Source organism: Streptomyces sp. CNZ287, from assembly GCF_007827615.1.
Genome location: NZ_VISV01000005.1, coordinates 115,088 through 141,066 on the forward strand (window position 1 = coordinate 115,088; position 25,979 = coordinate 141,066).

The window sequence follows — 25,979 nt, forward strand, 5'->3', positions numbered from 1 at the left end:
AGGCTGTTTGTGTGGGACCTGGCGTCGTCTGATCCGCGTGTGGTCGGGCCGTATCGGACTCGTGCGGTGTTGGGCGAGGGGGGCATGGGCCGGGTGCTGCTGGCATCCGATCCGGCGGGCGGTTTGGTCGCGGTCAAGCTGGTCCGTGACGCTTTCGCTGCTTATGACGACAGCTTCCGGCAGCGTTTGCGGCGTGAGGCCGTGGCTGCGCAAAGAGTCCATGGCCCCCGCACCGCGCGGGTGGTCGACGCCGATGCGGACGCCGGGATTCCGTGGCTGGCTTACGCGTTCCACCACGGGCCCACGCTCCAGAACGCTCTGAGCACGACCGGGGCGTTGCCGGAAGAGAGTGTGCTGCATCTTGCGGCGGGATTGGCCGCGGCTCTTCGCGACATCCATGCTGCTCGGTTCATTCACCGCGATCTGTCGACTGCCAATGTTCTGCTGGCTGACGACGGGCCCGTGGTGATCGACTTCGGTATCGCCAGATCGGCCGGAGTGGCCGCGGATTCGGTGGATCAGACGCAACTCCTGACGGTGACTCGTACCGGTATGGTGATCGGGAACCCGGGGTTCATGTCGCCCGAGCAGGCCATGGGCATGGCCGACCTCACGCCCGCGAGTGACGTGTTCTCTCTGGGGACCCTCCTCGCAACGGCGGCCACCGGCCGTAATCCGTTCCAGGGCGCCACGAGTGAACAGACGCGCTACAACGTCATGATGGCCACCGCGGAACTGGACCAGGTCCCTTCCGCGATACGCGAGGTCATCGAACCCTGCCTGACCCGCGATCCCGCCGAACGGCCCGACGCGGCACACCTCCTGAGCACCATCGGGACACCGCCCGCGGTTCCGCAAGTCTGGCCCGAAGCGGTCCACGCCCTCACCCGGCAGCAGCACGCCGAAGTAAGCCGCTACACCGGCATCGACCCCACCACCGTCCTCCCCGGACCACACGACCTCGACCCGACCACCATCTTCACCACAGAAGCGGCGAACAGTCCGGAACCGGAATTGGAACCGGAGCCGGGTGCACCACCCTCACGTTCATGGCGTGCGCGGCTGGCCGTCCTCACCCTCGCGGCAGTCGCGATATCCGGCGCCGTATGGATCGCGACCGCGCTGACCGGCCGAGGTTCCGCCGGCGGCGCCGGAGCCACACCCGGGGCCAGCCCGTCCGGTGACTCGGGTCGACCCGATCACGCCTTCGTCGACGTATCCCGAGGCGACTGCTTTCGCAACAACGGGACCATGAAGAACATGGACTTCGAGTCGGCCGAGTGCGGCGGGGGCGACGTGTTCGAGGTCGTGCGCGCTTTCGACGGCACCACCGACCTGAGCGTGTGCCAGTACGTCAAGCAGGTCGAGTGGCGCTATGCCGTCCCCGACCCCGACGTGACGGTCTGTCTGGTGTACCGCCACAGCGACGGCGCCGCCTACAACGCGGACCGGGGCGACTGCGTCGGCAGCGGACCCGGCGGCGCGGCGTGGACCGTGGAGCAGTGCCGGCCCTCCGGCCTGGCGGTCATCGGCCGTATCGAGGGCCCGAGCACATCAGAGGACTGCGAGCGATTCCCCCGCAACAGGAGGGACCACTACTTCACCGTGGAAGGGTCACCTGAGCTGAACGTCCGCTTGTGCATGGGCGTGATCGCACCCGACAGCGCCTAGTAATGCTTCGTTGGGTTCTGTCCTGTCCGTCCGGCCGTTCGACCAGGAGGGTCCGGGCGGGCAGGACACCGTCCCACCGGTTGCGGCGTCGGCGGCCCGGGCCCGCCGTAAGAGGGCCGGTGCGGCCGGACCTGCTCCGGGTGAGCGACTGCCTTCCCGGTCAGAGCCAGGACACAGGACAGCCCCCGCTGTTCGAGACCGAGCCGGAACGGGGTGCTGACGCCGCAGCCGGCATCCGCGACCACGACCGGCGCCTTCAACTGTCACTCGCCGAGCGAGTCGAGCAGGCCGAGCGCAAAGCGCCACATCTCCCGGTGCACCAACCCGTCAGGGACTCCCGCCCTCCGGCACCGAATCCGTCGCATCCGTCCACTCACGCGGCAGGGCACACGGCCGACGGCTGGGCCGATGGCTCGGTTCACGCGTGCTGCTTCCGCGGGTGGAGGTCGACGGTGAGGTGCGGGTCGAGCGCGTGCAGGAAGTCGGGGGCGTCGAAGACCTCACCGGCGGAGACGACGCCGATGGCCTTGGTGCGGCCGGTCAGAACGCGCGCGAGGGCCTCGGTGACGAGGGGCGCGGTGACGGCGTAGATGTCCTGGCCAGCGGCCGTGGCCCGGCGTTCGGCTCCGCCGGAGCGGACGACGACGTCGACGAGGAAGGTCTGGTTCGAGCGCCCGCGCTCGTCGGCGGCGGTGGGGGCCGGCGTATGCGGGGCGGCGACGTCTCGGGCCGCCTCGGCGGTCATGTAGGTGGTCACATCGGGGATGGAGAGGTGCTGGGGGACCGTGACGACGTCCGCCATCGTGAACTCCCCGATCACCGGTCGGGAGCCCATCGGTTCCGGGAAGGTCCACTCCAGGGTGGGCGCGGCGTCGGTGCGGTGCTCCCACTGTCCGCCCCTGTAGCGCAGGCGGTGGCCGCCGCGTCGCTCGCGGGAGACCGCACCCGAGAGTCGGGTACCCGCGGTGGGGTGCCAGTCGCTGAGCGCGTAGGCGATGTGTGCCTCGTCTGCTCGGGTCCAGTCGCCCATCACAGCGGTGGCCAGCAGGTCGCCGAGGCCGCCGAAGAAGGCCATGGCCGGAACGATCACCGCTTCCGCGTCCCTGGCCCGCTCGCGATAGTGGGCGAAGGTGTCGAGGTTGGCCTCAAGCTCGGCGGCCACGTCCAGGTAGGGGATCTTCGCGCGGAGCGCGGCTTCGATCACCGGGCCGGCGGTCGAGGCGAAGGGGCCGGCACAGTTGATGACCGCCGCCGTTCCCGCCAGGGCCCGGTCCAGCGAGGCCGGATCGTCGACCGACGCCTCCCGGGCCTCCAGCCCGTTCTCATCGGCCAGCTCCCGCAAGGTCTGCGCGTTGCGCCCTGACAGCACCGGAACGAACCCACGCGCGGCCAGCTCCGCGACCACGAACCGCCCGGTGTGACCGTAGGCGCCGAACACCGTAACCAGCTGACCTGACCCCATGAAACCGCTCCCGTGTCCCCGGACGCCCGCTGCGGAGTCGATCCGCCGCGGCCTGACCTCCACATCCTGTGCCGCCGCCGACACCCCGCACGAGTGTCGGAAACGACATGTCGCGTACAGTTTCGGACGTGCCTCTTCTCGCGCTGGCCGTCACCGACGGCATGCTCCACTACGAACTGTCCGTGGCCGCAGAGATCTTCGGATCCGACCTGACCCATGTCGTGGACCCCTGGTACGACTTCTCTCTCTGCGGGAGCGGTCCCGTGCACGTCGGCCGTTTCCGCCTGGAACCCGACCACGGACTCGACCACCTCGCCCACGCGGACACGGTGATCGTCCCCGGCTGGGCCGACACCGACCTCGACCCGCCCGCCGAGCTGGTCGAGGCGGTGCGTGCGGCCCACGCGGCCGGTGCCCGCGTGGCCTCACTGTGCACGGGGGCCTTCGTCCTGGGCGCGGCAGGGCTGCTCGACGGCAGACGCGCCACTACGCACTGGGCGCACACGCAGGAATTGGCCCGGCGACACCCGTCAGCCGCCGTCGATCCGGACGTCCTCTACGTCGACAACGGAGACGTCCTCACCTCCGCGGGCAAGGCCGCCGCCATGGACCTGTGCCTCCACTTGGTCCGCCTCGACCACGGCTCGGCCAACGCCAACAAGATCGCCCGGCGCCTGGTCGTCCCACCCCACCGGGACGGCGGTCAGGCCCAGTTCATCGCCACGCCCCTCCCCGCCCCGGGCAGCCATCCCCTGGGTGAGCTCTTGCCCTGGGCGCTGGAGCGGCTGGACCAGCCGCTGACTGTGGAGCACCTGGCCCGGCAGGCCCGCATGAGCTCGCGCCACCTCGGCCGCCACTTCAAGCACCTCACCGGCACCACGCCGCTCCAATGGCTCCACGCTCAGCGCATTCGCCACGCCCAGGAACTGCTGGAGACCACCGACGCGACCGTGGACACCATCGCCGCCGCCACGGGCATGGGCACCGCCACCACCCTGCGCCGCCACTTCCACCGCAGCGTCGGCGTCCCACCCGACACCTACCGCCGCACCTTCCGTCCCTGAGGAGCGTGTACAACAGACAGCGGCAACCCCGCCGAGCTCCTGCAACTCCCCACCGCACAAGACCTCGACGGGCATGTGATGAGTAACCTCATCCCCGCTGCGCATGAACCGCACCCACGGCTACAGCGGTTCACGCCCGAGCAGACGCATAGGCGGCTTGCCCTTCCGGCCCGGCTCCTCGGCTCGCCGCCGCGAACTACTGCTCCGTCGCCGGGCTCGGCTTCGCGGCGGCCTTACGGCCGCCCCGCGCCTGGGGGGTGCGTTCGGGGGCGGCGATCTCCTGCCACCACGGCGTCGTCGGCAGCGTCTGCGCCGACGGCTCGAAGGGCTCGCCCGGGCGCGGGATCGCCGCGCGGACATCCGCCGCCGCCGCTGCGGCGGCGGTGCGCTCCGCGGGCTCCTCCCAGCGGTGCGGGGCGAGGTTGAACGTGCCCCAGTGGATCGGCAGCAGCACCCCGCCGCGCAGGTCGAGATGGGCCCGTACGCCCTCCTCCGGGGTCATGTGGATGTCCGGCCAGTACTCGCTGTACGCGCCGATCTGCACCATCGCCGCGTCGAACGGCCCGTGGTCCGCGCCGATCTCGGCGAAGCCCGGGAAGTAGCCGGTGTCACCGCTGTGGAACACCCGGTGCTCCGGGCCGCGCACGGACCAGGACGCCCACAGCGTGCGCTGCTTGTTGCGGATGCCGCGGCCGCAGAAGTGGCGGGCGGGCGTCGCGGTGAGGGTCAGGCCCGCGGCCCCGGTGGACTCGTTCCAGTCCAGTTCCGCGATGCGGTCCCGCGGCACTCCCCAGCGCTCCAGGTGCGCGCCGACGCCGAGGGGCACGGCGAAGAGCACGTCGGGGGCGACGGCCTTGCGGAGTTCGCGGACGGTCGACATGTCCAGGTGGTCGTAGTGGTCGTGGGAGATGACGACCGCATCGAGGGGGCCGAGTTCGCCGAGCGGCAGCGGCACGCGGTGGAAGCGGCGCGGGCCGGCGAAGGAGAAGGGCGAACAGCGCTCACCGAAGACCGGGTCGAAGAGAACGCGGCGGCCGTCGATCTCGGCGAGGACGGTGGCGTGGCCGAGCCAGGTCAGGCGCAGCCCGTCGGCGGGCGGAGCGGACAGGTCGGGGCGCTGCACGGGGATGGGGCCCGCGGGCTTGCGGCCGTCGCGGCGGAGCAGGGCGCGGAACATCTCGCCGCGGGAACCGCCGCCGGGCTGCGGGCCGATGCCAGCGGGGACGGGGTTGCGGAAGGCGCCGGCCTCCGGGTCGTAGTTCGGCGACTTGAGAATCCGCGCCAGCCGGGCACCAGCCGGCTCGGCGCCGAACGACGCGGGGCGAACTCGACGCATGGGCTACTCCTCGGTCTCGGACTGTGGGGTCAACGGCGGCGGGGACGGCGGTGTTCCGGATCACGTGAGAATGTAGCGCTGACAGATTTTGACATCTGTCATTCGTCATTCCATACTTGTCACCATGACTTCGATCCCGACTCGCACCCTCGGCACCACCGGCCCCCGCGTCTCCGCCCTCGGCCTCGGCTGCATGGGCATGTCCGCGCTCTACGGGCCCGTCGACCGCAAGGAGTCCATCGCCACCATCCACGCCGCCCTCGACGCCGGCGTCACCCTCCTCGACACCGGTGACTTCTACGGCATGGGCCACAACGAGCTGCTCATCCGCGACGCCCTCGCCGCCCGCCCCGGCAGCCGCGACCAGGCCGTCGTCAGCGTCAAGTTCGGCGCCCTGCGCGACCCCGCCGGCGGCTTCCTCGGCTACGACGGCCGGCCCGCCGCCGTGAAGAACTTCGCCGCGTACTCGCTGCAGCGCCTCGGCACCGACCACATCGACGTCTACCGGCTCGCCCGCCTCGACCCCGACGTGCCCGTCGAGGAGACCGTCGGCGCCGTGCAGGAGCTGATCGACGCCGGTTACGTGCGGCATATCGGGCTCTCCGAGGTCGGCGCGGAGACCGTGCGCCGGGCCGCCGCCACCGCGCCCGTCGCCGATCTCCAGATCGAGTACTCGCTGATCTCCCGCGGCATCGAGGACGAGATCCTGCCCGCCTGCCGCGAGCTGGGGGTCTCCGTCACCGCGTACGGCGTGCTCTCCCGCGGCCTGATCAGCGGGCACATGACCCGCGAGAGCGTGCGCGGTCTCGGCGCGCAGGACTTCCGGGCGCACTCCCCGCGGTTCGCCGCGGAGAACATCGACCGGAACCTGGCGCTCGTCGACGCGCTGCGGCGGGTCGCGGACGGCAAGGGCGTGACGGTGGCGCAGATCGCCATCGCCTGGGTGCTCGGCCGCGGCGAGGACATCGTGCCGCTGGTCGGCGCCCGGCGCCGGGACCGGCTCGCGGAGTCCCTCGGCGCCCTGGACGTGGTGCTGGACGCGGCGGATCTGGCGGCGATCGAGGAGGCGGTGCCGCCGGGCGCGGCGGCGGGCGAGCGGTACGCGCCGGAGCAGATGGCGATGCTGGACAGCGAGCGGACGGGCGGCGGGTCCGGCGGTACGGCCGGCGCGTAGCCGGATGCCGCCCCCGGTCCCCCGCCCGGTCCCGGTCCCCCGCCCGGTTCAGGCCCCGTCCCCGGTTCCGCCTGCGCCGTCGCCGGGCGGGGCGGGTCCCGGCGGCGGGTGTGTCGTTGTCGGCGGCGGCTGCGAAGCTGGTGGCAGAGCCGACGCCAGTCGGGAGAGCCCGAGAGCCGGAGAGCGCCGATGCCGTCCGAAACCCTGACCCCCGAGCACATCCTCGAAGCCACGGAGGACGTGCTGCGCCGCTATGGTCCGGCGAAGGCCACGGTGGTGGACGTGGCGCGGGTGCTGGGTGTGAGCCACGGCTCGGTGTACCGGCATTTTCCGAGCAAGGCGGCGCTGCATGCGGCGGTGGCGGCGCGGTGGCTGGACCGGACGTCGGCGGCGCTGGAGAAGGTTTCGGCGGCGGAGGGTCCCGCGGATGTGCGGTTGCGGCGGTGGCTGGCGGAGTTGTTCGACGCGAAGCGGCACAAGGCGCATGACGATCCGGAGATGTTCGCGACGTACATGGCGCTGATCGGTGACGGCGCCTCCGCGGGCCGTGCGGGCCCGGCGGCGGCCGGGGCGGCGGGCGCGGCGGGTTCTGCGACGGTGGCCGGTGTGGTGGCGCGGCATGTCGCGGAGCTGACGGGGCAGTTGACGTTGATCCTGGAGGACGGGGTGCGTCAGGGGGTGTTGTCGGTGCCGCCGGCGGTGGCGGCGGGGGATGCGGAGGCGGCGGCGGTGGCGCAGGCGGCGCGGCGTTCGGTGGAGGGGGTGGCGCGGGCGGTGTTCGATGCGACGCGCCGGTTCCATGATCCGGCGTTCGCGGCGGACTGGGAGGAGCCGGGGGTGGCGGCGGAGTTCGCGCTGGTGGTGGATGTGGTGGTGCGGGGTCTACGTCCCTGAGGCGGGTGCCGCACCGTCGTTGGGTCCGGTTCCGGCGGCGGCTTGGTGTGCTTCCGCGAGGTGTTCTTCTGCTTTGAGCCAGGGGAGGAACTGGGCGGCTCTGGTCCAGTCGCAGCTTTCGCAGTGGAGTGTGCGCCGGGCGCCGGCGCCGGTGACGTGGACGGTGTGTGCGCGGCCGTCGGGGTCGGTGGCGGTGACCCGGCTGGTGGCCCTCGCGTGCATGGCGCGCCTCCTGCTGCTGCTTGTTCGTGCTGTGCGTGGCTCCTTCTGGCCTGGTTGTGGGGCTCAGTGTGCAGCACGGGGTGCGCGTGCCGCAGCTTGCCGGACGTTTTCCGTACGGTCCGGGCGCAGGGCTTCCGTACGGTCCGGGGGCGCGGCTTCTGTGCGGTCTGCGTATGCGGCGACGGCGCCCCCGGGCGGGGGGCGCCGTCGCGGTGTGGCGGGTGGGGGTCAGCAGCCGAGGAGGCGGCCGCCGAGGTAGGTCCCGACCTGGTCGAGGGAGACGCGTTCCTGCTTCATGGTGTCGCGTTCGCGGACGGTGACGGCGTTGTCGTCGAGGGTGTCGAAGTCGACGGTGATGCAGTAGGGGGTGCCGATTTCGTCCTGGCGGCGGTAGCGGCGGCCGATGGCGCCGGCGTCGTCGAACTCGATGTTCCAGTGGCCGCGGAGGTCGGCGGCGAGGCCCTTGGCCTTGGGGGAGAGTTCGGGGTTGCGGGAGAGGGGGAGGACGGCGGCCTTGACGGGGGCGAGGCGGGGGTCGAGGCGCATGACGGTGCGCTTTTCCATCTTGCCCTTGGCGTTGGGGGCTTCGTCTTCGACGTAGGCGTCGAGCATGAAGGCGAGCATGGTGCGGCCGACGCCGGCGGCGGGTTCGATGACGAAGGGGGTCCAGCGTTCGCCGGCTTCCTGGTCGAAGAAGGAGAGGTCCTGGCCGGAGGCGGCGGAGTGGGCCTTGAGGTCGAAGTCGGTGCGGTTGGCGATGCCTTCGAGTTCTCCCCACTGGCTGCCGGCGAAGTCGAAGCGGTATTCGATGTCGACGGTGCGCTTGGAGTAGTGGGAGAGCTTGTCCTTGGGGTGCTCGAACCAGCGGAGGTTGGTTTCCTGCATGCCGAGGCCGGTGTACCAGTTCCAGCGCTGCTGCATCCAGTACTCGTGCCAGGTCTCGTCTTCGCCGGGCTTGACGAAGAACTCCATCTCCATCTGTTCGAACTCGCGGGTGCGGAAGATGAAGTTGCCGGGGGTGATCTCGTTGCGGAAGGACTTCCCGGTCTGGGCGATGCCGAAGGGGGGCTTCTTCCGGGAGGAGGTCTGGACCTGCATGAAGTTGGTGAAGATGCCCTGGGCGGTTTCGGGGCGCAGGAAGGTCTCGGAGCCGGCGTCCTGGGTGGGGCCGAGGTGGGTGGCGAGGAGGCCGGAGAACTGCTTGGGCTCGGTGAAGCCGCCCTTGTTGCCGCAGTGGGGGCAGTTGATGTCGGCGAGGCCGCCGGTGGGGGGGTGGCCGTGCTTGGCTTCGTAGGTCTCTTCGAGGTGGTCGGCGCGGTAGCGCTTGTGGCAGGAGGTGCATTCGGTGAGGGGGTCGGTGAAGGTGGCGACGTGACCGGATGCTTCCCAGACCTCGCGGGCGAGGATGACGGAGGAGTCGAGGCCGACGACGTCGTCGCGGGAGGTGACCATGGAGCGCCACCACTGGCGCTTGATGTTCTCCTTGAGCTCTACGCCGAGAGGGCCGTAGTCCCAGGCGGCGCGCTGGCCGCCGTAGATCTCGCTGCACGGGTAGACGAAGCCACGGCGCTTGCTCAGGCTGACGATGGTGTCGATCTTGTCGGCGGCCACGGTGCTCTCTTCATTACGACGACGAAGCGGTGCTCCAGGTTACCGGCGGCGGTGCCCTTGGTTTCAAATCGGGGGGCGGGCGGGGCGGGGGTGCGGAGGGCGGCGGGCCACTGCCGGGAGGGCCGCGGGCGGGTGCCGGGTGGCCCGGAGGGTACCGCCCGTCAATATTTTTGACAATCGTTTCCATCTTTGATGAAAATGAGTGTCATGAGAGCTTCCCGCCGGTCCATATCCGGTCTCACCCCCGCCGCCGCCGCGGCGCTGTCCACGGCCGCGCTGCTGGCCCTGTCCGCCTGCGGCGACGGGGCTTCGGGCACCACGACGGAGGACGGCAGGCTGCGGGTGACCGCGTCGTTCTATCCGATGCAGTTCCTGGCCGAGGAGATAGGCGGCGAGAACGCGGAGGTCTCGACGCTGACGAAGCCGGGGACGGAGCCGCACGATCTGGAGCTGAGCCCGCGGCAGACGGGGGACCTGGCGGACGCGGGGCTGATCGTCTACCTGAAGGACATGCAGCCGGCGGTGGACGAGGCCATCGAGCAGTCGGGCGCGGAGCATGTCGTGGAGGCGTCGGAGTTCACGTCGCTGGAGAAGCACGGGGAGGAGGACGGCGACGGGGGCCACGCGGAGGAGGAGGCCGACGGTGGCCACGAGGGGCACGACCACGGCGGCGAGGAGGGGCCCGACCCGCACATCTGGCTGGACCCGGTGCGGTACGCGGAGGTCGCCGAGGGCGTCGGCGAGGCGATGGCGGAGGCGGACCCGGAGCACGCGAAGGCGTACGAGAAGAACGCCGCGGAGCTGGCGGACCGGCTGCGGCAGCTGGACGGGGAGTTCGCCGCGGGGCTGGAGAACCGGCGTACGGACACGTTCATCACGACGCACGCCGCGTTCGGCTACATCGCCGACCGCTACGGCCTGGTGCAGGAGTCGATCAAGGGGCTGAGCCCGGAGTCGGAGCCGAGCGCGGCGCGGATGCAGCAGTTGCAGGACATCGCGGCGGACGACGGGGTGACGACGGTGTTCTTCGAGACGCTGGTCAGCGACAAGACGGCGCGCACTCTCGCGGGTGACCTGGGTCTGGAGACGGATGTGCTCGACCCGATCGAGGGCGTGACGGACAAGTCCAGGGGTGACGACTACTTCGAGATCATGGAGGCGAACCTCGGGGCGCTGCAAAAGGCGCTGGGGGCGAGGTGAGCGGGGTCTCGGCGGAGGGAGCGGGCGTGGAGCCGGTGGTGAGTCTGCGCGGTGGGCGTGCGTCGCTGGGCGGGCGCGCGGTGCTGGGCGGGGTGGATCTGGTGGTGGGCCGCGGCGAGGTGGTGGCGCTGCTGGGGGCGAACGGTTCGGGGAAGTCGACGACGGTGCGGGCCGTGGTGGGCCGGGTGCCGCTGACGTCGGGTGAGCTGGAGCTCTTCGGGACGCCGCTGGGGCGGTTCCGTGAGTGGCGGCGGATCGGGTACGTGCCGCAGCGTTCGACGGCGGCGTCGGGGGTGCCGGCGTCGGTGCGGGAGGTGGTGTCGTCGGGGCGGCTGTCGCGGTCGCGGCTGCGGCCGCTGGGGCGGGCGGACCGGGCGGCGGTGGACCGGGCGCTCGAGGTGGTGGGTCTCGGGGACCGGGCGAAGGAGTCGGTGAATCGTTTGTCCGGCGGGCAGCACCAGCGGGTGCTGATCGCGCGGGCGCTGGCGGCGGAGCCGGAGTTGCTGATCATGGATGAGCCGCTGGGCGGGGTGGATCTGCCGAGCCAGCGGATTCTGGCGGAGGCGCTGGCCGGGCAGGTGGAGGGTGGTGCGTCGGTGTTGCTGGTGCTGCACGAGCTGGGGCCGCTGCAGCCGCTGATCGACCGTACGGTCGTGCTGGGGGACGGTCTGGTGGTGCGGGAGTACGGGCGCGGTGAGGCGGACGCGGCGGCGCGGGTGCACGATCTGGCGTGCCATCCGCACCCGGGTGGTGCGGGTGAGCCGGCCGCGGCGGACAGGACGGGGCTGCTGACATGATGCTGGAGTTCCTGGAGCCGCCGTTCATGCAGCGGGCGCTGCTGGCGGCGCTGCTGGTGGGGATCGCGGCGCCGGCGGTGGGCATCTATCTGGTGCAGCGCCGGCAGGCGATCATGGGTGACGGTATCGGGCATGTGGCGCTGACGGGGGTGGCGCTGGGCTTCCTGCTGAACACGAGTCCGGTGTGGACGGCGGTGCTGGTGGCGGCGGCGGGCGCGGTGGCGATGGAGCTGATCCGCTCGTACGGGCACACGCGCGGTGATCTGGCGCTGGCGATGCTCTTCTACGGGGGCATGGCGGGCGGGGTGCTGCTGATCAATCTGGCGCCGAACGGGTCGACGGCGAACCTGACCACGTATCTGTTCGGTTCGGTGACGACGGTGTCGGATTCCGATGTGACGGCGATCCTGTGGCTGTCGGTGTTCGTGCTGCTGGTGACGCTGGGGCTGCGCAGGCAGTTTTTCGCGATCTGCCAGGACGAGGAGTTCGCGAAGGTCACGGGGCTGCCGGTGCGGTCGCTGAATCTGCTGCTCGCGGTGACGGCGGCGGTGACGGTGACGGTGGCGATGCGGGTCGTGGGGTTGCTGCTGGTCAGCGCGCTGATGGTGATTCCGGTGGCGGCGGCGCAGCAGGCGACGCGCGCGTTCGCGGCGACGCTGGCGCTGGCGGTGGCGATGGGGGTGGTGACGACGCTGTCGGGGACGGTGTTCTCGTACTACGTGGACGTGCCGCCGGGGGCGACGATCGTACTCTTTGCGCTGGGGCTGTTTTTGCTGGTCACGGCGTTGGCGGTGCCGTTGGCGAGGGTGCGGTCGCGGTCGGGTGGCGCGGCGGTGGCCGGGGCCGGGGGGCCGGTCGCGGCGGGGCCGGGTGCGGGGGCCGGTGCGCGGGCCGGAGGCGGGGCGCGGTGAGGACGGCTGCGGCGGCTGTGTCCGTTTCCGTGGGTGCTGCTGGCACAATGGCGGCTCGTGGGGCGGACAGGGCTTCGAGCGAGCAGCAGGAGGCAAGGGTGACGACCGCGGGTCCCCCGGTACGCGGCAGGTCGACGCGTCAGCGGGCGGCGGTGGCCGCGGCGCTGGCGGAGGTCGACGAGTTCCGCAGCGCCCAGGAGCTGCACGACATGCTGCGGCATCGTGGCGAGTCGGTGGGGCTGACGACGGTGTACCGGACGCTGCAGTCGCTGGCGGACGCGGGCGATGTGGACGTGCTGCGGACGACGGAGGGTGAGGCGGTGTACCGCCGGTGCAGCACCGGTGAGCACCATCACCATCTGGTGTGCCGGGTGTGCGGGAAGGCGGTGGAGGTCGACGGTCCGGCGGTGGAGCGCTGGGCGGAGTCGATCGCCTCGGAGCACGGGTTCGTGGACGTGGCGCACACGGTGGAGGTCTTCGGTACGTGCGCGGAGTGCGCGGCGCAGGCGCGGGCGCGGGACTGACCGCGGCGGTGCGGGCGCGCCGCGCGCGCCGGTGTCAGCGGGTGTGCGCCTCGCTGTCGATGCCGGTGTCGAGGCCCTCACCGATTCCGGTGTCGGTGTCGTTGGGGATGGCGCCGCCGAAGCGGCGGTCGCGGGAGGCGTACTCGACGCAGGCGCGCCAGAGGTCGCGGCGGTCGAAGTCGGGCCAGAGGATGTCCTGGAAGACCATCTCGGCGTAGACGCTCTGCCAGATGAGGTAGTTGGAGGTGCGCCGCTCGCCGGAGGGCCGGATGAAGAGGTCCACGTCGGGCATGTCGGGGTGGTAGAGGTATTTCGCGAAGGTGCGTTCGCTGACCTTCTTGGGGTCGAGGCGTCCCGCGGCGACGTCGCGGGCGATGCCGGCGGCGGCGTCGGCGATCTCGGCGCGGCCGCCGTAGTTGACGCACATGTAGAGGGTCATGGCGTCGTTGTCGCTGGTCTGTTCCTCGGCGACCTGGAGTTCCTGGACGACGCTCTTCCACAGTTTGGGCATGCGGCCGGCCCAGCGGATGCGTACGCCCATGGCGTCGAGTTCGCTGCGGCGGCGGTGGATGACGTCGCGGTTGAAGTTCATGAGGAAGCGCACCTCGTCGGGTGAGCGCTTCCAGTTCTCGGTGGAGAAGGCGTAGACGGAGAGGTTCTTCACGCCGAGTTCGAGGCAGCCTTTGACGACGTCGAGGACGACGGCTTCGCCGACCTTGTGGCCTTCGGTGCGCGGCAGGCCGCGTTCCTTGGCCCAGCGGCCGTTGCCGTCCATGACGATGGCGACGTGTCCGGGGACCAGCTCGCCGGGCAGCTTCGGCGCGCGGGCGCCGGAGGGGTGCGGCTCGGGGGGCCGGTAGGAGCGGCGGTGCCGCGTCAGGGACGTGCCGCGGATCCCTCGTCGTGCCATGTGCCGTGCTCTCCCGTTCCTCGGCGTGGGCCGTGTCGTTCCCGTCCGTCTTCTCATCGCTGCCCGGCTTCTGCCCGCCCGGGGCCCGTCTCATGGCGGGCCGGTTCCGTCCGGCTACCTTTCGACGTGGCGCAGCGAGCGCAGGCCCCGCTCCAGGTGCCAGTGCAGATAGGCGGCGACGAGGCCGCTGCCTTCTCTGACGTGATGTGCTCCACAGCGGTCGGCGGTGTGCCAGTCGCCGGTGAGGAGTGCGCCGAGCAGCGCGAGTACCTCGGGTGACGGTACGACGCTACCGGGCACGCGGCAATCGCCGCACAGCACTCCCCCCGCGTTGACGGAGAAGAACCTGTGGGGCCCGTCGAGGCCGCAGCGGGCGCAGTCGCCGAAGCTGGGGGCGTAGCCGTTGACGGCGAGGGAGCGCAGCAGGTAGGCGTCGAGGACGAGCTGGGGGGCGTGGGCGCCGCCGGCGAGGGTGCGCAGGGCGCCGACGAGGAGCAGGTACTGCTGGGTGGCGGGTTCGCCTTCCTGGTCGGTGAAGCGTTCCGCGGTCTCCAGCATGGCGGTGCCGGCGGTGTAGCGGGCGTAGTCGGCGGCTATGGGGGCGCCGTAGGGGGCGATCGTCTCGGTCTGGGTGCACATGGGCAGGCCGCGGCCGACGAGGTCGCTGCCGCGGGCGAAGAACTGGACGTCGACGTGGCTGAAGGGTTCGAGGCGGGCGCCGAATTTCGACTTGGTGCGCCGTACGCCGCGGGCGACGGCGCGGACGCGGCCGTGGCCGCGGGTGAGGAGGGAGATGATCCGGTCCGCTTCGCCCAGTTTCTGGGTGCGCAGCACGATGCCGTCGTCGCGGAACAGGGTCATGGGCCCCATTCTTGCCTACGCGGCGGGGTTCGTGCCCGGCGCGGTGCGGGCGGCGGGGAGTGGGCGGCGGGCGGGCCGGCCCGGGCTGTGGCTGCCCGGGCCGGCGTCGCCGGGGCGCTACTGCGGGGTGACGGTGTCGAGGGGGAGGCGGAGCTGCTGGCCCCGGGGGACGGGGGCGTTGTCCTTGCGGACGGCGGTCAGTTCGCCGCGGGTGAGGGCGCGGTCGTAGACGCGCATGTCGTCGAGGTAGCCGTGGAAGCGGTTGGCGCCGTCGAGGCGCTGGCCGACGTCGATGCCGCCGATGCCGAACTCGCTGCCCGCGGTGGGTGAGCCGGGCGGGGCGTCGGCGGCGTAGGAGGTGCCGTCGACGCTGAGGGTGAGTTTTCCGCCGGCGCGCTGCAGGGTCACGAAGTGGAAGGCGTTGTCGTTGTACGCGCCGGTGGTCTGGACGCTGACGGCGGCCTGTTCCATCTGCATGCGGGCGATGATGCGGTTCTGCTCGGGTTCCGCGCGCAGCCAGACGGAGGGGGCGTTGCCGCCGACTCCGTAGGCCCACATGATCGCGTGGGCGCCGTTGGTGCGGCCGTACTTGAACCAGCCGGTCCAGGTGAAGTCGCCGTCGCCGACGTCGAGGGAGTCGTTCCAGGGGACCTCGACGCGGGCGTCGATGTGGGGGGCGGCGTTGTCGAGGTAGAGGGACTGGCCGAACCGCCCGGGGCGCAGGTGGGAGCTGCCGCGGACGTAGGCGGTGTTGCCGCTGCCGGAGACGTCGGGGGTGGTGGCTCCGGGGGCGGGGGCGGGGGGCTGCGGCGGGTCGTCGTTGGGCTGGTCGAGGAAGGCGTCGTTGAAGCGGGCCCAGCGGATCGTCTCGTACGGTCCTGCGGTGCCGGCTTCGTAGAGGAGGCCGACGCGGTCGCCGTCGAGTCCGGCCATGTCGGAGTAGGCGGTGGGGCCCCAGTGGATGACGCGGCCCTGCTGCCAGGGTTCCCAGGTGGCGCCGTCGTCGCGGGAGGCGCGTACGGACATGACCTTGCGGTCGGCGGGGTGGGCGGGCAGGGAGGCGAGGATCTGGTCGCCGTGGCGGAGGGTGGCGCCCTGGACGACGGGGCTGACGAGGTCGGGGGTGGTGGCGAAGGGGGCGTCGAAGGTGGTGCCGCCGTCGCTGCTGACGGCGGCGGCGCGGTTGCCGGGGTCGGTGCCGCGTTCGTCGCGGGCGGCGGCGTAGACGGAGCCGTCCCGGCGTTCGAAGAGGCTGAGTTCCTGGGGTTTGACGTCGGGCGGCTGGACGGCGCGGGTGTCGTCGGCGCCGAGCTGCCAGGTGAGGCCGCCGTCGTCGCTGTAGAGGAGGTGGGCGCCCTGGCGGCCGTCGAGGCCCTGGTGGTTGCCGCCGACGAGGAGGCGTCCCGCGTGGTCGCCGGTGGTGAGCTGGAGGCCGTGGCCGGGTCCGGTGGCGTACCAGCGGTCCCATTCCGGCTTGGAGAGTTCGGCGCCCATGTTGCGGGCGGCGCTCCAGGTGCGGCCGTTGTCGGTGGAGTGCTGGAGGTAGGGGGTGCGGACGGTGTCGTCGGCGCCGGGGTTGTGGGTGCTGAGGAGGGAGATGCGGCCGGTTTCGCGGTCGACGACGGGGGCGGGGTTGCCGCGGGTGTCGCCGTCGCCGGCGAGGACGGCCTGCGGGGCGCTCCAGGTGGCGCCGCCGTCGGTGGAGCGGCGCAGCACGATGTCTATGTCGCCTTTGTCGGCGCAACTGTCGACGCGGCCTTCGGCGAAGGCCAGGAGGGTGCCGTCGGCGGCTTCGACGACGGCGGGGATGCGGTAGCAGAAGTAGCCGCCGGTGCCGGCCTGGAAGAGCACTTCCTGGCTGAACTCGGGTGCTGCTGCGGGGTCCTGTGCGCTGGCGTGGGGGGCGAGTGCGGTCAGGCCGGCGCCGAGGACCGCGGCGCACGCCGCGAGGGCGGTGGCGCGGCGGGGGCTTCTTCGGCGGGAGCGGTCTGCGGCAGGTGCGAGGCGTGGCTGCATGGTGCGTCTCGCTTTCGTCGGGATACGTCGGGCAATCGGGCACGTCGGGGTGACGCGGACAGCGGTGGATAGCCCATGTCCTACGTAGGACGTGGGATGTCCACCGGCGTAACGTAAAGGCAGCCCCCCGTACGGTCAAGGGTCCGTCCGCAGCTACCCGCAGTTCACCTTCCGCTCATGCCTGCGCCGCTCACCCGACGCCGCGCATCGCCTTCCCGGCGCGCGCCTCGATGCCGCGGAAGTGGGTGGTCATCGCGGCCCGTACGTGCTCGCGGTCGCGGGCCCGCAGCGCGGCGACGATCTCCTTGTGGCGGCGGGCGGTGCCCAGCGGCGAGGGGTCGTCGGCCCAGCCGCGGGCGCCGGCGACGCGGTGGAAGACGTTCCAGAAGGCGCCGAGGAGCTGCGGGACCAGGGTGTTGCCTATCGAGCGGTAGAGGACCTCGTGGAACTCGCGGTCCTCCTCGGGGAAGACCTCGCCCTGCCCGGCGCGGGTCTCCATGCGCGCGACGATGGTGTCCAGCGCGTCGAGGTCGGCCTCGGGGATGCTCTCCACCACCCGGCTGATCAGGCCCTCTTCGAGTATTTCGCGGACCTGGAGGATCTCGGTGAGGGCGTGCGCGTCGTCGCCGCCGAGCTGCACGAGGGTGCGGAACGTCAGCCCGTCGGCGAGCGGCGTCAGCGACGCCTCGCCGACGTAGGTCCCGTAGCCGTGGCGGATCTCGACGATGTCGAGGGCCTGCAGCGCCTTGAGCGCCTCGCGCACCGAGTTGCGGCTCACCCCCAGGTCGTCCATGAGCTCGGTCTCGGTGGGCAGCACCGCGCCGGGGCGCAGCCCCCGGTCGAGGATGAGCTGCATGATCTCACGCTGGATCTGGCCGCCCATGCGCTTCCTGCGGTCCGAACGCGGCTGGGGGTGCTTCAGCTCCTGGGGCATGGCGGTATCGTACGCACAAGGAGGGACATCCTACGTGTGAAACGGGGGGCTCATCCGGAAGATGAGGAAGATCCGGGAGTGATGAGCCCCGATTCGTAGCCGATGACCACCAACTGCGCCCGGTCGCGGGCCCCCACCTTGCCCATGATCCGGCTCACGTGGGTCTTGGCCGTCAGCGGCGACAGCGCCAGCGACTCGGCGATCTCGGTGTTGTTCAGCCCGCGCGCCACCAGCACCAGCACCTGCCGCTCGCGCTCCGACAGCGCGCCCAGCGCCGCCCCGCCGTGCTGGGTCGCGGCCGGCTGCGGCGCCTCCGGCAGCCGCACCAGGCGCTCGATGAGGCGGGCCGTGGGGCCGGGCGAGAGCAGCGCGTCGCCGGCGGCGACGGTGCGGATGGCCTCCAGCAGCGCCGCCGGCTGGGTGTCCTTGACGAGGAAGCCGGAGGCGCCGGCGCGCAGCGCGGCCATGATGTGCTCGTCGGTGTCGTAGGTGGTGAGGACCAGGACCCGTACGCCCGCCAGGTCCTCGTCCGCGGCGATGAGCCGGGTCGCCTCGATGCCGTCCAGCTCCGGCATCCGCAGGTCCATCACCACCAGGTCGACGCGCTCGCTGCGGGTGAGCGCCACGGCCTCGCGGCCGTTGCCCGCCTCGCCGACGACCTCCATGTCGGCGGCGGAGTCGACGAGCATGGCGAACGCCTTGCGCACCAGGGTCTGGTCGTCGGCGAGCAGGACGCGGATGGGCTGCGCGGTCATGCGGTGCGGCTCCTGTCGGTGAAGGCGGTACGGGCCCCCGGCCGGTCGGCGGGGGCGGCATGGTCGCCGGGGGCGGCGGGTTCCGCCGGGGAGGCGGGTCCCGCGTTGTCCGCGGGATCCGCGGGGTCCGCTTCCACGGTCTCGACGCCGTCGGGGCCGGCCGGTACGCACGGCAGTACGGCGGTGACCGCGAAGCCCGCGGCGTCCGTGCGGCGGGCCGCCTCCAGGGTGCCGCCGACGCTGCGGGCCCGCTCGCGCATGCCGACGATGCCGTAGCCGGGGCGCGCACCGGCGCCCGCCGCGGCGGCGGCCTTCTCCGGGTGGGCGGGACCGTCGTCGACGACGGCGATGCGCAGCTCGCCCGCCTCCTCGTCGTAGGTGACGGAGATCCGCACGTGCACCGCGGACCCGGCGTGCTGTACCGCGTTGGTCAGCGACTGCTGCACGATCCGGTACGCCGCCGCCCCCACCCCCCGCGGCACGTCGACGGCGGCGTCGGCGACGTCCAGGCGCACCTCGGCGCCGCCGGAGCGCGCCGCCGCCGCCAGGTCGTCGAGGCCCGCCAGGCCCGGCGGCGGGCGGGTGCCGTCCACGGAGTCGCCGCCGCGCAGCACCTGGAGCGTGGTGCGCAGCTCCGCGCGGGAGTCGCGGCAGGTGCCCGCGATGCCGTCGAGGGCGTCGGCCAGCGCCGCGCGGTCCAGCCGGCCGGGGTCGGCGACCAGCAGGTGCGCGGCCACCGACGTCTGCACGCCGATGAGGGTGATGCTGTGCGCCAGCAGGTCGTGCAGGTCCTGGGCGATGCGCAGCCGCTCCTCGGCGACCCGGCGGGCGGCGGTCTCCTCCCGGGTGCGCTCGGCGCGTTCCGCGCGCTCGACGATGGCGCCGACGTAGTTGCGGTGCACCCGCACCGCCTCGCCGAGGAGCGCCACCGACATGACCCAGCCGGAGGTGCGCAGCAGTTCCGCGCCCTGGTCGGCGTTGCGCAGCGTCAGCATGGTGACGGCCAGGACGACGAGCCCGCAGGTGATCAGCAGCGTCCGCAGCCGCGGCCCGGCGACGGCGAGGGAGTAGACGGCGACCAACATCGTGGGCGTCGGCGCGCTGTGGATGTTGTCGAGGATGTGGTACGGCGCCTCGGGGAGGACGGAGACGAGGAAGACGGCCATCGGGTAGTGGCGGCGCCAGGCCAGCACCGCCACCATGACGAACAGCAGCAGCCAGCCGAAGGCGTCCGGCCGGTGCGCCGACTCCTCGGCGCCGCCGAACAGCGCCAGGCACGCGACGACGACGCCGACGAGCGCGGTGAAGAGAACGTCCCGGCGCGTCGGCTGCTTCAGCCCGCTCAGCCGGGCCCTCGCTGACTGCATGACCACCATCCTCGCCTACGGCTCCACAGGCGAAACTCCTCGGTACGGGCGGGCCGTCCCCGCACGCCCGCGGGGGCGCGGAAACGGCCGTGCCCGGCCGGGGGCGGTCCCGCGGGGCCGCCCCCCGGCCGGGGCGGGGGCCGTACGGTGCGTACGGCCGCGACGGGGGTGCTAACGCGCCGCGCCCGCCGGTTCCGGCTCCCGCTGCTCCCCGGGAGCGGACGGCGGCGCCTCCTCCCGCTTCGACAGCGGCCCCGGCCACCAGATCTTCTTGCCCAGCAGCCAGCTCGCGGACGTCACCAGGTAGGTGCGCACCAGGAACGTGTCCAGCAGCACGCCGACCGCGACGACGAAGCCCAGCTCGAACATCATCACCATCGGCATCGTCGCCAGCGCCGCGAACGTCGCCGCCAGCACCAGGCCCGCCGAGGCGATCACGCCGCCGGTGCGGCGCAGCGCGGTGAGCGCCGCGGTGCGGGTGTCAGCACCGTTGGTGGCCTCCTCGCGCATCCGGTGCAGCAGGAAGATGCCGTAGTCGACGCCGAGCGCCACGCCGAAGACGAAGGTGAGCAGCGCCAGTTCGCCGCCGATGCCCGGATAGCCCATGACCGGCTCGAAGATGAGGCCGCCGATGCCCATCGCCGCGCCCCACGACGCCACCACGGCGACGGTCAGCACCAGCGGCGCCACCAGGCTGCGCAGCAGGACGATGAGGATGACCAGGACGGCGGCCAGCGTGAGGGGGATGACGAGCTTGCGGTCGCCCGAGTTGGCCTCCGCCAGGTCCAGCGCTTCGGCGCTGGGCCCGCCGACCAGGGCGTCGGCGCCGTCGAGGGCGCCCAGTTCGGAGCGCAGGTCCGCGATCGTACGGTCCTCCCCCGCCGATTGCGGCGGGTCGGCGGCGTAGACGGTGATCTCGGTGTACCCGTTGCCGGAGCGCGCTGTCTCCGCGGAGACGACGCCCTCGACGCCCTGCGCCGCCGACAGCGCCGCGTCCGCCCGCGCGGCGTCGGCGACGACGACGATCGCCTGGGCGCTCTGCTCGGGATAGGCGTCCTTCAGCTTCTCCATCGCGGTGATCGACTCGGGCTTGTCGGTGAAGGCGTCCTCCTGTTTGAGGTTGCCCGGCAGGTTGAACGCGCCGAGCGCCAGCGCGCCCAGCAGCACCACGCCGCCCAGGAGGATCGCCGCCGGGCGGCGGCCCACCGAGGAGCCCATCCGGTCGAAGAAGCCGCGCCGCTTGGGCTCGCTGCCGTAGGCGGGGACCAGCGGCCAGAAGATGCGGCGGCCGAAGAGGACCATCAGCGCCGGCAGCAGCGTCGTCATCACCGCCAGCGCGCACACCACGCCGACCGCGCCGACCGGGCCGAGGCCCGCGCTGGAGTTGAGGTCCGCGGCCAGCAGGCAGATCAGGCCCGCCGCGACCGTACCGGAGGAGGCGAGGATCGCCGGGCCGCAGTTGCGCACGGCCGTCAGCATCGCCTCCTGCGCGTCGGTGGTGCGGCGCAGTTCCTCGCGGTACCGGGCGACGAGCAGCAGCGCGTAGTCGGTGCCCGCGCCGAAGATGAGCACCGTCATCACCGCGGAGCTCATCGAGTTGACCGTCAGGTCGAACGCCTGGACGAGGCCGTAGACGAGGGCCATGGCGCTCATCGACGCGACGCCGACGCAGACCAGCGGCAGCAGCCACAGGAACGGGCTGCGGTAGGTGAGGATCAGCAGGATCGTCACGATGCCCGCCGTGGCGTACATGAGGGTGCCGTCGACCTCTTCGTAGACCGCCTCGGCGTCGGCCTGGATGCCGGCGGGGCCGCCGAGTTCGACGGACAGGCCCTCGGGGGGATCCGCGACGATCTCCTCGCGGATCTCCTCGACGGCCGCCGTTTGGGCATCCTCGTCGGGCAGTCCGACGACGGAGAACGGCAGCATGAGCGTGCTGCCGTCCTCGGCGGGCACGGCCTGCGGCGTGCCGTCCTTCGCCAGCTCGAACCGGTCGGCGACGGCGCCGGCGTGCCCGGCGGCCAGTTCGCGGTCGGCGGCGGTGATGCCGCCGTCGCGCTGGTAGACGAGGATGCCGGCGAGGGTGTCGCCGCCGGGCATCTCCTCGGCTATCTGCGACACCTGGGTGGAGTCGGCGCTGCCGGGCAGGTAGTCGACGGCGCGGTCGCGGCTGACGTCGCCGAGCTTGCTGCCGAACGGCATGGCCAGGGCGAGGATCGCGACCCACAGGCCGAGCACGGCCCAGGGCAGCCAGCGGCGCCCCGGTCTCGTCGCGGGGCCTGGCGGCGCTTCGGATGGTGCGGATACGGCGCCCATGGCGGGCTCTCCCTCCGGGAGGCAACTGGACTGCGCCCAGCTTCCCCCGGAGATCCGGCACGGGGCTTCGCTCCCGGGTGCGAAACCTCGCCTACTGCACGGGGTGGCCTCCGGCCACCGCTGCTCCCCCGGGAGTACCCCGGGGAGTACCGGCCCTGTCTGACACATCCCGCCTGCGTCTGGGGGCACCGCCCACGCGCGCGCAGCGCGCTGTGGGGGAGCCTGGCACGCACGCCCGCTGCGTCGTCGGGATCGACCGAAGAGGCCCACTAGGCGGTCGGCCCTCCGCCTTGCGACCGCACGCACCAGACGCCTGGGGGTACCGCCCACACGCGCCTGCGCGCTGTGGGGGAGCCCGCCCAGAGGGCGGACGGCGCTATATGCCAGACCGGTCCTACGCGCCCTCCTTCAGCACCGTCCGTACGAGCGCGCGTTGCGCGTCGGTCAGCTTGGGGTCGGCGAAGTGCACGGTGCGGCCGCCGGCCGTGAGCCGGTACGCGAAGCCGTCCGGCACGCCCGCGGGCGGGGCCGCGCTGCCCTCCGCGACCGCCCGTCCTGCCAGCGCCTCCAGGCCGGCCGCGTCCGCGCGGCCGGCCGTGTCCAGGGTGGCCTCGCGGGTCAGGCCCGCGAAGCCCCCGGTACGGGTGACGGTGATGCGCATGCCCCCACGCCTACCCCGCCTGCGGCGCCGCACCCTCCCGGGCCGGGGTCTGCCGCGGCACGGCGGCCTCCGCGTCGGCGTCCACCCCGACCTGCGACCACGCCGAGAGCACCGCGGCGCGCTCCGCGCCGTCGCCGTAGCGGGCCCCGGCGGCGGCGACGGTGGCGGCGGCGAACGCGGCGAAGTCGGCGGTGGCGGTGAGGGCGCCGCCGGTCAGCACGTCGTACCAGATGCGGCCCGCGCGCTCCCAGGCGTTGCCGCCGAGTTCGGTGGCCAGCAGGTAGAAGGCGTGGTTGGGGATGCCGGAGTTGATGTGGACGCCGCCGTTGTCGGTGGAGGTGTCGACGTAGTCGGCCATCGTCGCCGGCTGCGGGTCCTTGCCGAGGACGTCGTCGTCGTAGGCGGTGCCGGGGGCCTTCATCGAGCGCAGCGCCTCGCCGGACACCCCGGGGGCGAGCAGCTCGGCGCCGATGAGCCAGTCGGCGTCGGCGGCGCTCTGGCCCTTGACGTACTGCTTGATGAGGGAGCCGAAGACGTCGGAGACCGACTCGTTGAGCGCCCCGGACTGGCCGAAGTACTCCAGGTTCGCGGTGTACTGGGTGACGCCGTGCGTCAGCTCGTGGCCGATGACGTCGACGGCGAGGGTGAAGTCGAGGAACACCTCGCCGTCGCCGTCGCCGAAGACCATCTGCTCGCCGTCCCAGAAGGCGTTGCCGTAGTCCTCGCCGTAGTGGACGGTGGCGTTCAGCGGCAGCCCGGCGCCGTCGATGGAGTCGCGGGCGAAGCCGCTGAGGAACAGGTCGAAGGTGGCGCCGAGGCCGTCGTAGGCGCGGTTGACGGTGGCGTCGTCGACCGCCGCCCCGCCCTCCTTGCGGACTTCCGTCCCCGGCAGGTCCTGGGTCTGCCCGGCGTCGTAGATCGTCCGCTTCGGCTTCGCGTCGTCCGCCGCCCGGCGCGCGGCCGGCGCGGCGGCGGCGCGGCGGACGGTGGTGATGCGGCGGCGGGTGCGCTGGAGCGCGTCGCGCTCCAGGGTGCGGCGGGCGCGGGCCGACAGCGCCGCATTGTCCGTACGGGCCAGCTTGTCCAGCATGTGGGGCGGCACGATCGTACAGAACACGGGGGTACGTGAGGATGCGTCCATCCCTGCAATGTGTCACTGAGTAATCGACTTGTCACTCCCCGCAGCGAATTCTTCGCGATTTCGGATGGCGGGGCCCGCCGCGGGCCCGGCGCGGGGTCTCGCATCGTGATACTGATCGGCCGGCGTCGCCGCGGCTGGGCTACATTGGTCGACATCGTGCGTTACGGGCTGCTTCTTCTTAGCCGCCGCGGCGAGGGTCTGCTGTCGTAGACCGACCCCCTCCCCGCGGAGTCCGGTGCTGCCACCCGTCGGTCGACGACCAGCTCGCGCGAAGGAGCCCACGCCACCATGGACCATCCCGGTAACACCGCCGGCCGCGGTACGCCCGTCACCGCCGCCACCGTGCGCCAGCAGCCCTCCGGCATGCCCGTGCACCGCTACCGCCCGTACGACGCCGTCGACATCCCCGACCGCACCTGGCCCGGCAACCGCATCACCCAGGCGCCCCGGTGGCTCTCCACCGACCTGCGCGACGGCAACCAGGCCCTGATCGACCCCATGTCGCCGGCGCGGAAACGCGCCATGTTCGACCTCCTGGTACGCATGGGCTACAAGGAGATCGAGGTCGGCTTCCCCTCCTCCGGGCAGACCGACTTCGACTTCGTCCGCTCCATCATCGAGGACGGCGCCATCCCCGAGGACGTGACGATCTCCGTCCTGACCCAGGCCCGCGAAGAGCTGATCGAACGCACCGTGGCGTCGCTGAAGGGCGCCCGCCGCGCCACCGTCCACCTGTACAACGCCACCGCGCCCGTCTGGCGCGAGGTCGTCTTCCGCGGCTCGCGCGACGCGGTGAAGCAGATCGCCGTCGACGGCACCCGGCTGGTCGTGGAGTACGCCGAGAAGCTGCTCGACGACCGCACCACCTTCGGCTACCAGTACAGCCCGGAGATCTTCACCGACACCGAGCTGGACTTCGCGCTGGAGGTCTGCGAGGGCGTCATGGACGTCTGGCAGCCCGAGGACGGCCGCGAGATCATCCTCAACCTGCCGGCCACCGTCGAGCGCTCCACGCCCTCCACGCACGCCGACCGCTTCGAGTGGATGTCGCGGAACCTGTCCCGCCGCGAGCACGTCTGCCTCTCCGTCCACCCGCACAACGACCGCGGCACCGCCGTCGCCGCCGCCGAGCTGGCGCTCATGGCCGGCGCCGACCGCGTCGAGGGCTGCCTGTTCGGGCAGGGCGAGCGGACCGGCAACGTCGACCTGGTCACCCTGGGCATGAACCTCTTCTCGCAGGGCGTCGACCCGATGATCGACTTCTCCGAGATCGACGAGATCCGGCGCACCTACGAGTACTGCAACCAGATGGGCGTCCACCCCCGCCACCCCTACGTCGGCGACCTCGTCTACACCGCCTTCTCCGGCTCCCACCAGGACGCCATCAAGAAGGGCTTCGAGGCGATGGAGGCCAGGGCCGCGCAGGCCGGCAAGCCCGTCGAGGAACTGGAGTGGGCGGTCCCGTACCTGCCCATCGACCCCAAGGACGTGGGCCGCTCCTACGAGGCCGTCATCCGCGTCAACTCCCAGTCCGGCAAGGGCGGCGTGGCGTACGTGCTCCAGCACGACCACAGCCTCGACCTGCCGCGGCGCATGCAGGTGGAGTTCTCCCGCATCATCCAGACCAAGACCGACGCCGAGGGCGGCGAGGTCACCCCCGCGCAGATCTGGGACGTCTTCCGCGACGAGTACCTGCCCAACCCCGGCAACGCCTGGGGCCGCATCCAGCTCCGCGGCGGGCAGACCACCACCGACCGCGACGGCGTCGACACCCTCACCGTCCAGGCCGACGTCGACGGCGCCGAGACCACCCTCGTCGGCACCGGCAACGGCCCCATCTCCGCGTTCTTCCACGCCCTCCAGGGCATCGGCATCGACGCGCGGCTCCTGGACTACCAGGAGCACACGATGAGCGAGGGCGCCAGCGCGCAGGCCGCCTCGTACATCGAGGTCGCCGTCGACGGCAAGGTGCTGTGGGGCATCGGCATCGACGCCAACACCACGCGCGCCTCGCTGAAGGCGGTCGTCTCCGCGGTCAACCGCGCCGCCCGCTGACCGCCGCGGCACCTCCGCGGGACTCCCGCAGTACCGCCGGAGCGCCGAGCGCCCCGTGCGCCGTCCGACCGCGGACGGGGCGCGGGGCGCGGCTCGT

General features: G+C 72.3%; 23 protein-coding genes. 9 read left to right on the forward strand and 14 right to left on the reverse strand.

What is annotated here, in order from left to right; translation table 11 throughout:
• Positions 1-39: 39 nt before the first annotated feature.
• A complete protein-coding gene (locus tag FB457_RS12480; protein WP_486589024.1) occupies positions 40-1,671 on the forward strand; it encodes a serine/threonine-protein kinase in 1,632 nt (543 codons plus the stop codon).
• On the opposite strand, the gene FB457_RS36110 is transcribed toward FB457_RS12480, so the two are convergent.
• Together FB457_RS36110 and FB457_RS12490 are read right to left on the reverse strand one after the other, a co-directional pair.
• Complete coding sequence (locus tag FB457_RS36110; RefSeq protein WP_253911202.1) at positions 1,668-1,916, reverse strand: transposase; 249 nt, start codon at positions 1,914-1,916, stop codon at positions 1,668-1,670. The genes FB457_RS12480 and FB457_RS36110 overlap by 4 nt on opposite strands.
• Before the next feature lie 173 nt (positions 1,917-2,089).
• Complete coding sequence (locus FB457_RS12490; RefSeq protein ID WP_186461971.1) at positions 2,090-3,133, reverse strand: saccharopine dehydrogenase NADP-binding domain-containing protein; 1,044 nt, start codon at positions 3,131-3,133, stop codon at positions 2,090-2,092.
• Positions 3,134-3,261: 128 nt separating this feature from the next.
• On the opposite strand from FB457_RS12490, the gene FB457_RS12495 reads away from it, so the two are divergent.
• The gene (locus FB457_RS12495; protein WP_145781884.1) at positions 3,262-4,197 is read left to right on the forward strand and encodes a helix-turn-helix domain-containing protein; all 936 of its coding nucleotides are present in this window, start codon (positions 3,262-3,264) and stop codon (positions 4,195-4,197) included.
• A gap of 196 nt (positions 4,198-4,393) precedes the next feature.
• Here FB457_RS12495 and FB457_RS12500 read toward each other — a convergent pair whose 3' ends face one another.
• Positions 4,394-5,533: an MBL fold metallo-hydrolase gene (locus tag FB457_RS12500; protein WP_347615755.1), complete on the reverse strand. Its 1,140-nt coding sequence runs from the start codon at positions 5,531-5,533 to the stop codon at positions 4,394-4,396.
• 124 nt (positions 5,534-5,657) lie between these two features.
• Here FB457_RS12500 and FB457_RS12505 point away from each other — a divergent pair, with 124 nt between their 5' ends.
• Positions 5,658-6,707 (forward strand): aldo/keto reductase, encoded by a 1,050-nt coding sequence (locus FB457_RS12505; RefSeq protein WP_047015713.1) that lies wholly within the window; start codon positions 5,658-5,660, stop codon positions 6,705-6,707.
• A 189-nt stretch (positions 6,708-6,896) separates the two neighbouring features.
• Entirely contained in the window at positions 6,897-7,601 is a 705-nt protein-coding gene (locus FB457_RS12510) for a TetR/AcrR family transcriptional regulator (protein ID WP_047015714.1), read from the forward strand.
• Here the strand turns inward: FB457_RS12510 and FB457_RS12515 are convergent.
• Positions 7,590-7,823 carry a hypothetical protein gene (locus FB457_RS12515; protein ID WP_047015715.1) on the reverse strand — a complete coding sequence of 78 codons (234 nt, stop codon included), beginning with the start codon at positions 7,821-7,823 and terminating at the stop codon, positions 7,590-7,592. The genes FB457_RS12510 and FB457_RS12515 overlap by 12 nt on opposite strands.
• 228 nt (positions 7,824-8,051) lie before the next feature.
• Positions 8,052-9,434: a glycine--tRNA ligase gene (locus FB457_RS12520; RefSeq protein ID WP_047015716.1), complete on the reverse strand. Its 1,383-nt coding sequence runs from the start codon at positions 9,432-9,434 to the stop codon at positions 8,052-8,054.
• 207 nt (positions 9,435-9,641) lie between these two features.
• Here FB457_RS12520 and FB457_RS12525 point away from each other — a divergent pair, with 207 nt between their 5' ends.
• The 4 genes from FB457_RS12525 (at position 9,642) to FB457_RS12540 (ending at position 12,866) form a co-directional block, all read left to right on the forward strand.
• Positions 9,642-10,634, forward strand: coding sequence for a metal ABC transporter substrate-binding protein (locus FB457_RS12525; RefSeq protein ID WP_486589013.1), 993 nt, complete (start codon positions 9,642-9,644; stop codon positions 10,632-10,634).
• Positions 10,631-11,431, forward strand: coding sequence for a metal ABC transporter ATP-binding protein (locus tag FB457_RS12530; protein WP_047015718.1), 801 nt, complete (start codon positions 10,631-10,633; stop codon positions 11,429-11,431). Before FB457_RS12525 ends, FB457_RS12530 begins: the two co-directional genes overlap by 4 nt.
• Positions 11,431-12,342 (forward strand): metal ABC transporter permease, encoded by a 912-nt coding sequence (locus FB457_RS12535; protein ID WP_253911592.1) that lies wholly within the window; start codon positions 11,431-11,433, stop codon positions 12,340-12,342. Before FB457_RS12530 ends, FB457_RS12535 begins: the two co-directional genes overlap by 1 nt.
• Positions 12,343-12,440: 98 nt before the next feature.
• Positions 12,441-12,866: a Fur family transcriptional regulator gene (locus tag FB457_RS12540; RefSeq protein WP_047015720.1), complete on the forward strand. Its 426-nt coding sequence runs from the start codon at positions 12,441-12,443 to the stop codon at positions 12,864-12,866.
• A 34-nt stretch (positions 12,867-12,900) separates the two neighbouring features.
• On the opposite strand, the gene FB457_RS12545 is transcribed toward FB457_RS12540, so the two are convergent.
• The 9 genes from FB457_RS12545 to FB457_RS12585 all read right to left on the reverse strand — a co-directional run bounded on the left by FB457_RS12545 (position 12,901) and on the right by FB457_RS12585 (position 23,827).
• The gene (locus tag FB457_RS12545; RefSeq protein ID WP_047015721.1) at positions 12,901-13,776 is read right to left on the reverse strand and encodes an isoprenyl transferase; all 876 of its coding nucleotides are present in this window, start codon (positions 13,774-13,776) and stop codon (positions 12,901-12,903) included.
• 114 nt (positions 13,777-13,890) lie between these two features.
• The gene (recO, locus tag FB457_RS12550; RefSeq protein ID WP_047015722.1) at positions 13,891-14,637 is read right to left on the reverse strand and encodes a DNA repair protein RecO; all 747 of its coding nucleotides are present in this window, start codon (positions 14,635-14,637) and stop codon (positions 13,891-13,893) included.
• A gap of 117 nt (positions 14,638-14,754) precedes the next feature.
• The gene (locus FB457_RS12555) at positions 14,755-16,653 is read right to left on the reverse strand and encodes a sialidase family protein (protein ID WP_486589014.1); all 1,899 of its coding nucleotides are present in this window, start codon (positions 16,651-16,653) and stop codon (positions 14,755-14,757) included.
• Positions 16,654-16,843: 190 nt separating this feature from the next.
• Complete coding sequence (locus FB457_RS12560; protein ID WP_047015724.1) at positions 16,844-17,536, reverse strand: FadR/GntR family transcriptional regulator; 693 nt, start codon at positions 17,534-17,536, stop codon at positions 16,844-16,846.
• A gap of 101 nt (positions 17,537-17,637) precedes the next feature.
• Positions 17,638-18,342 (reverse strand): response regulator, encoded by a 705-nt coding sequence (locus tag FB457_RS12565; RefSeq protein WP_047015725.1) that lies wholly within the window; start codon positions 18,340-18,342, stop codon positions 17,638-17,640.
• Positions 18,339-19,718 carry a sensor histidine kinase gene (locus FB457_RS12570; protein ID WP_047015726.1) on the reverse strand — a complete coding sequence of 460 codons (1,380 nt, stop codon included), beginning with the start codon at positions 19,716-19,718 and terminating at the stop codon, positions 18,339-18,341. Before FB457_RS12570 ends, FB457_RS12565 begins: the two co-directional genes overlap by 4 nt.
• A 162-nt stretch (positions 19,719-19,880) precedes the next feature.
• Positions 19,881-21,947 carry an MMPL family transporter gene (locus FB457_RS12575; protein ID WP_047015727.1) on the reverse strand — a complete coding sequence of 689 codons (2,067 nt, stop codon included), beginning with the start codon at positions 21,945-21,947 and terminating at the stop codon, positions 19,881-19,883.
• Positions 21,948-22,419: 472 nt separating this feature from the next.
• Complete coding sequence (locus tag FB457_RS12580) at positions 22,420-22,686, reverse strand: protealysin inhibitor emfourin (protein WP_047015728.1); 267 nt, start codon at positions 22,684-22,686, stop codon at positions 22,420-22,422.
• A gap of 10 nt (positions 22,687-22,696) precedes the next feature.
• Entirely contained in the window at positions 22,697-23,827 is a 1,131-nt protein-coding gene (locus FB457_RS12585) for a M4 family metallopeptidase (RefSeq protein ID WP_047015729.1), read from the reverse strand.
• Between the two features lie 288 nt (positions 23,828-24,115).
• Between FB457_RS12585 and leuA the strand changes: the two genes are divergently transcribed.
• Positions 24,116-25,882: a 2-isopropylmalate synthase gene (gene leuA / locus FB457_RS12590; protein ID WP_047015730.1), complete on the forward strand. Its 1,767-nt coding sequence runs from the start codon at positions 24,116-24,118 to the stop codon at positions 25,880-25,882.
• Positions 25,883-25,979 lie beyond the last annotated feature (97 nt).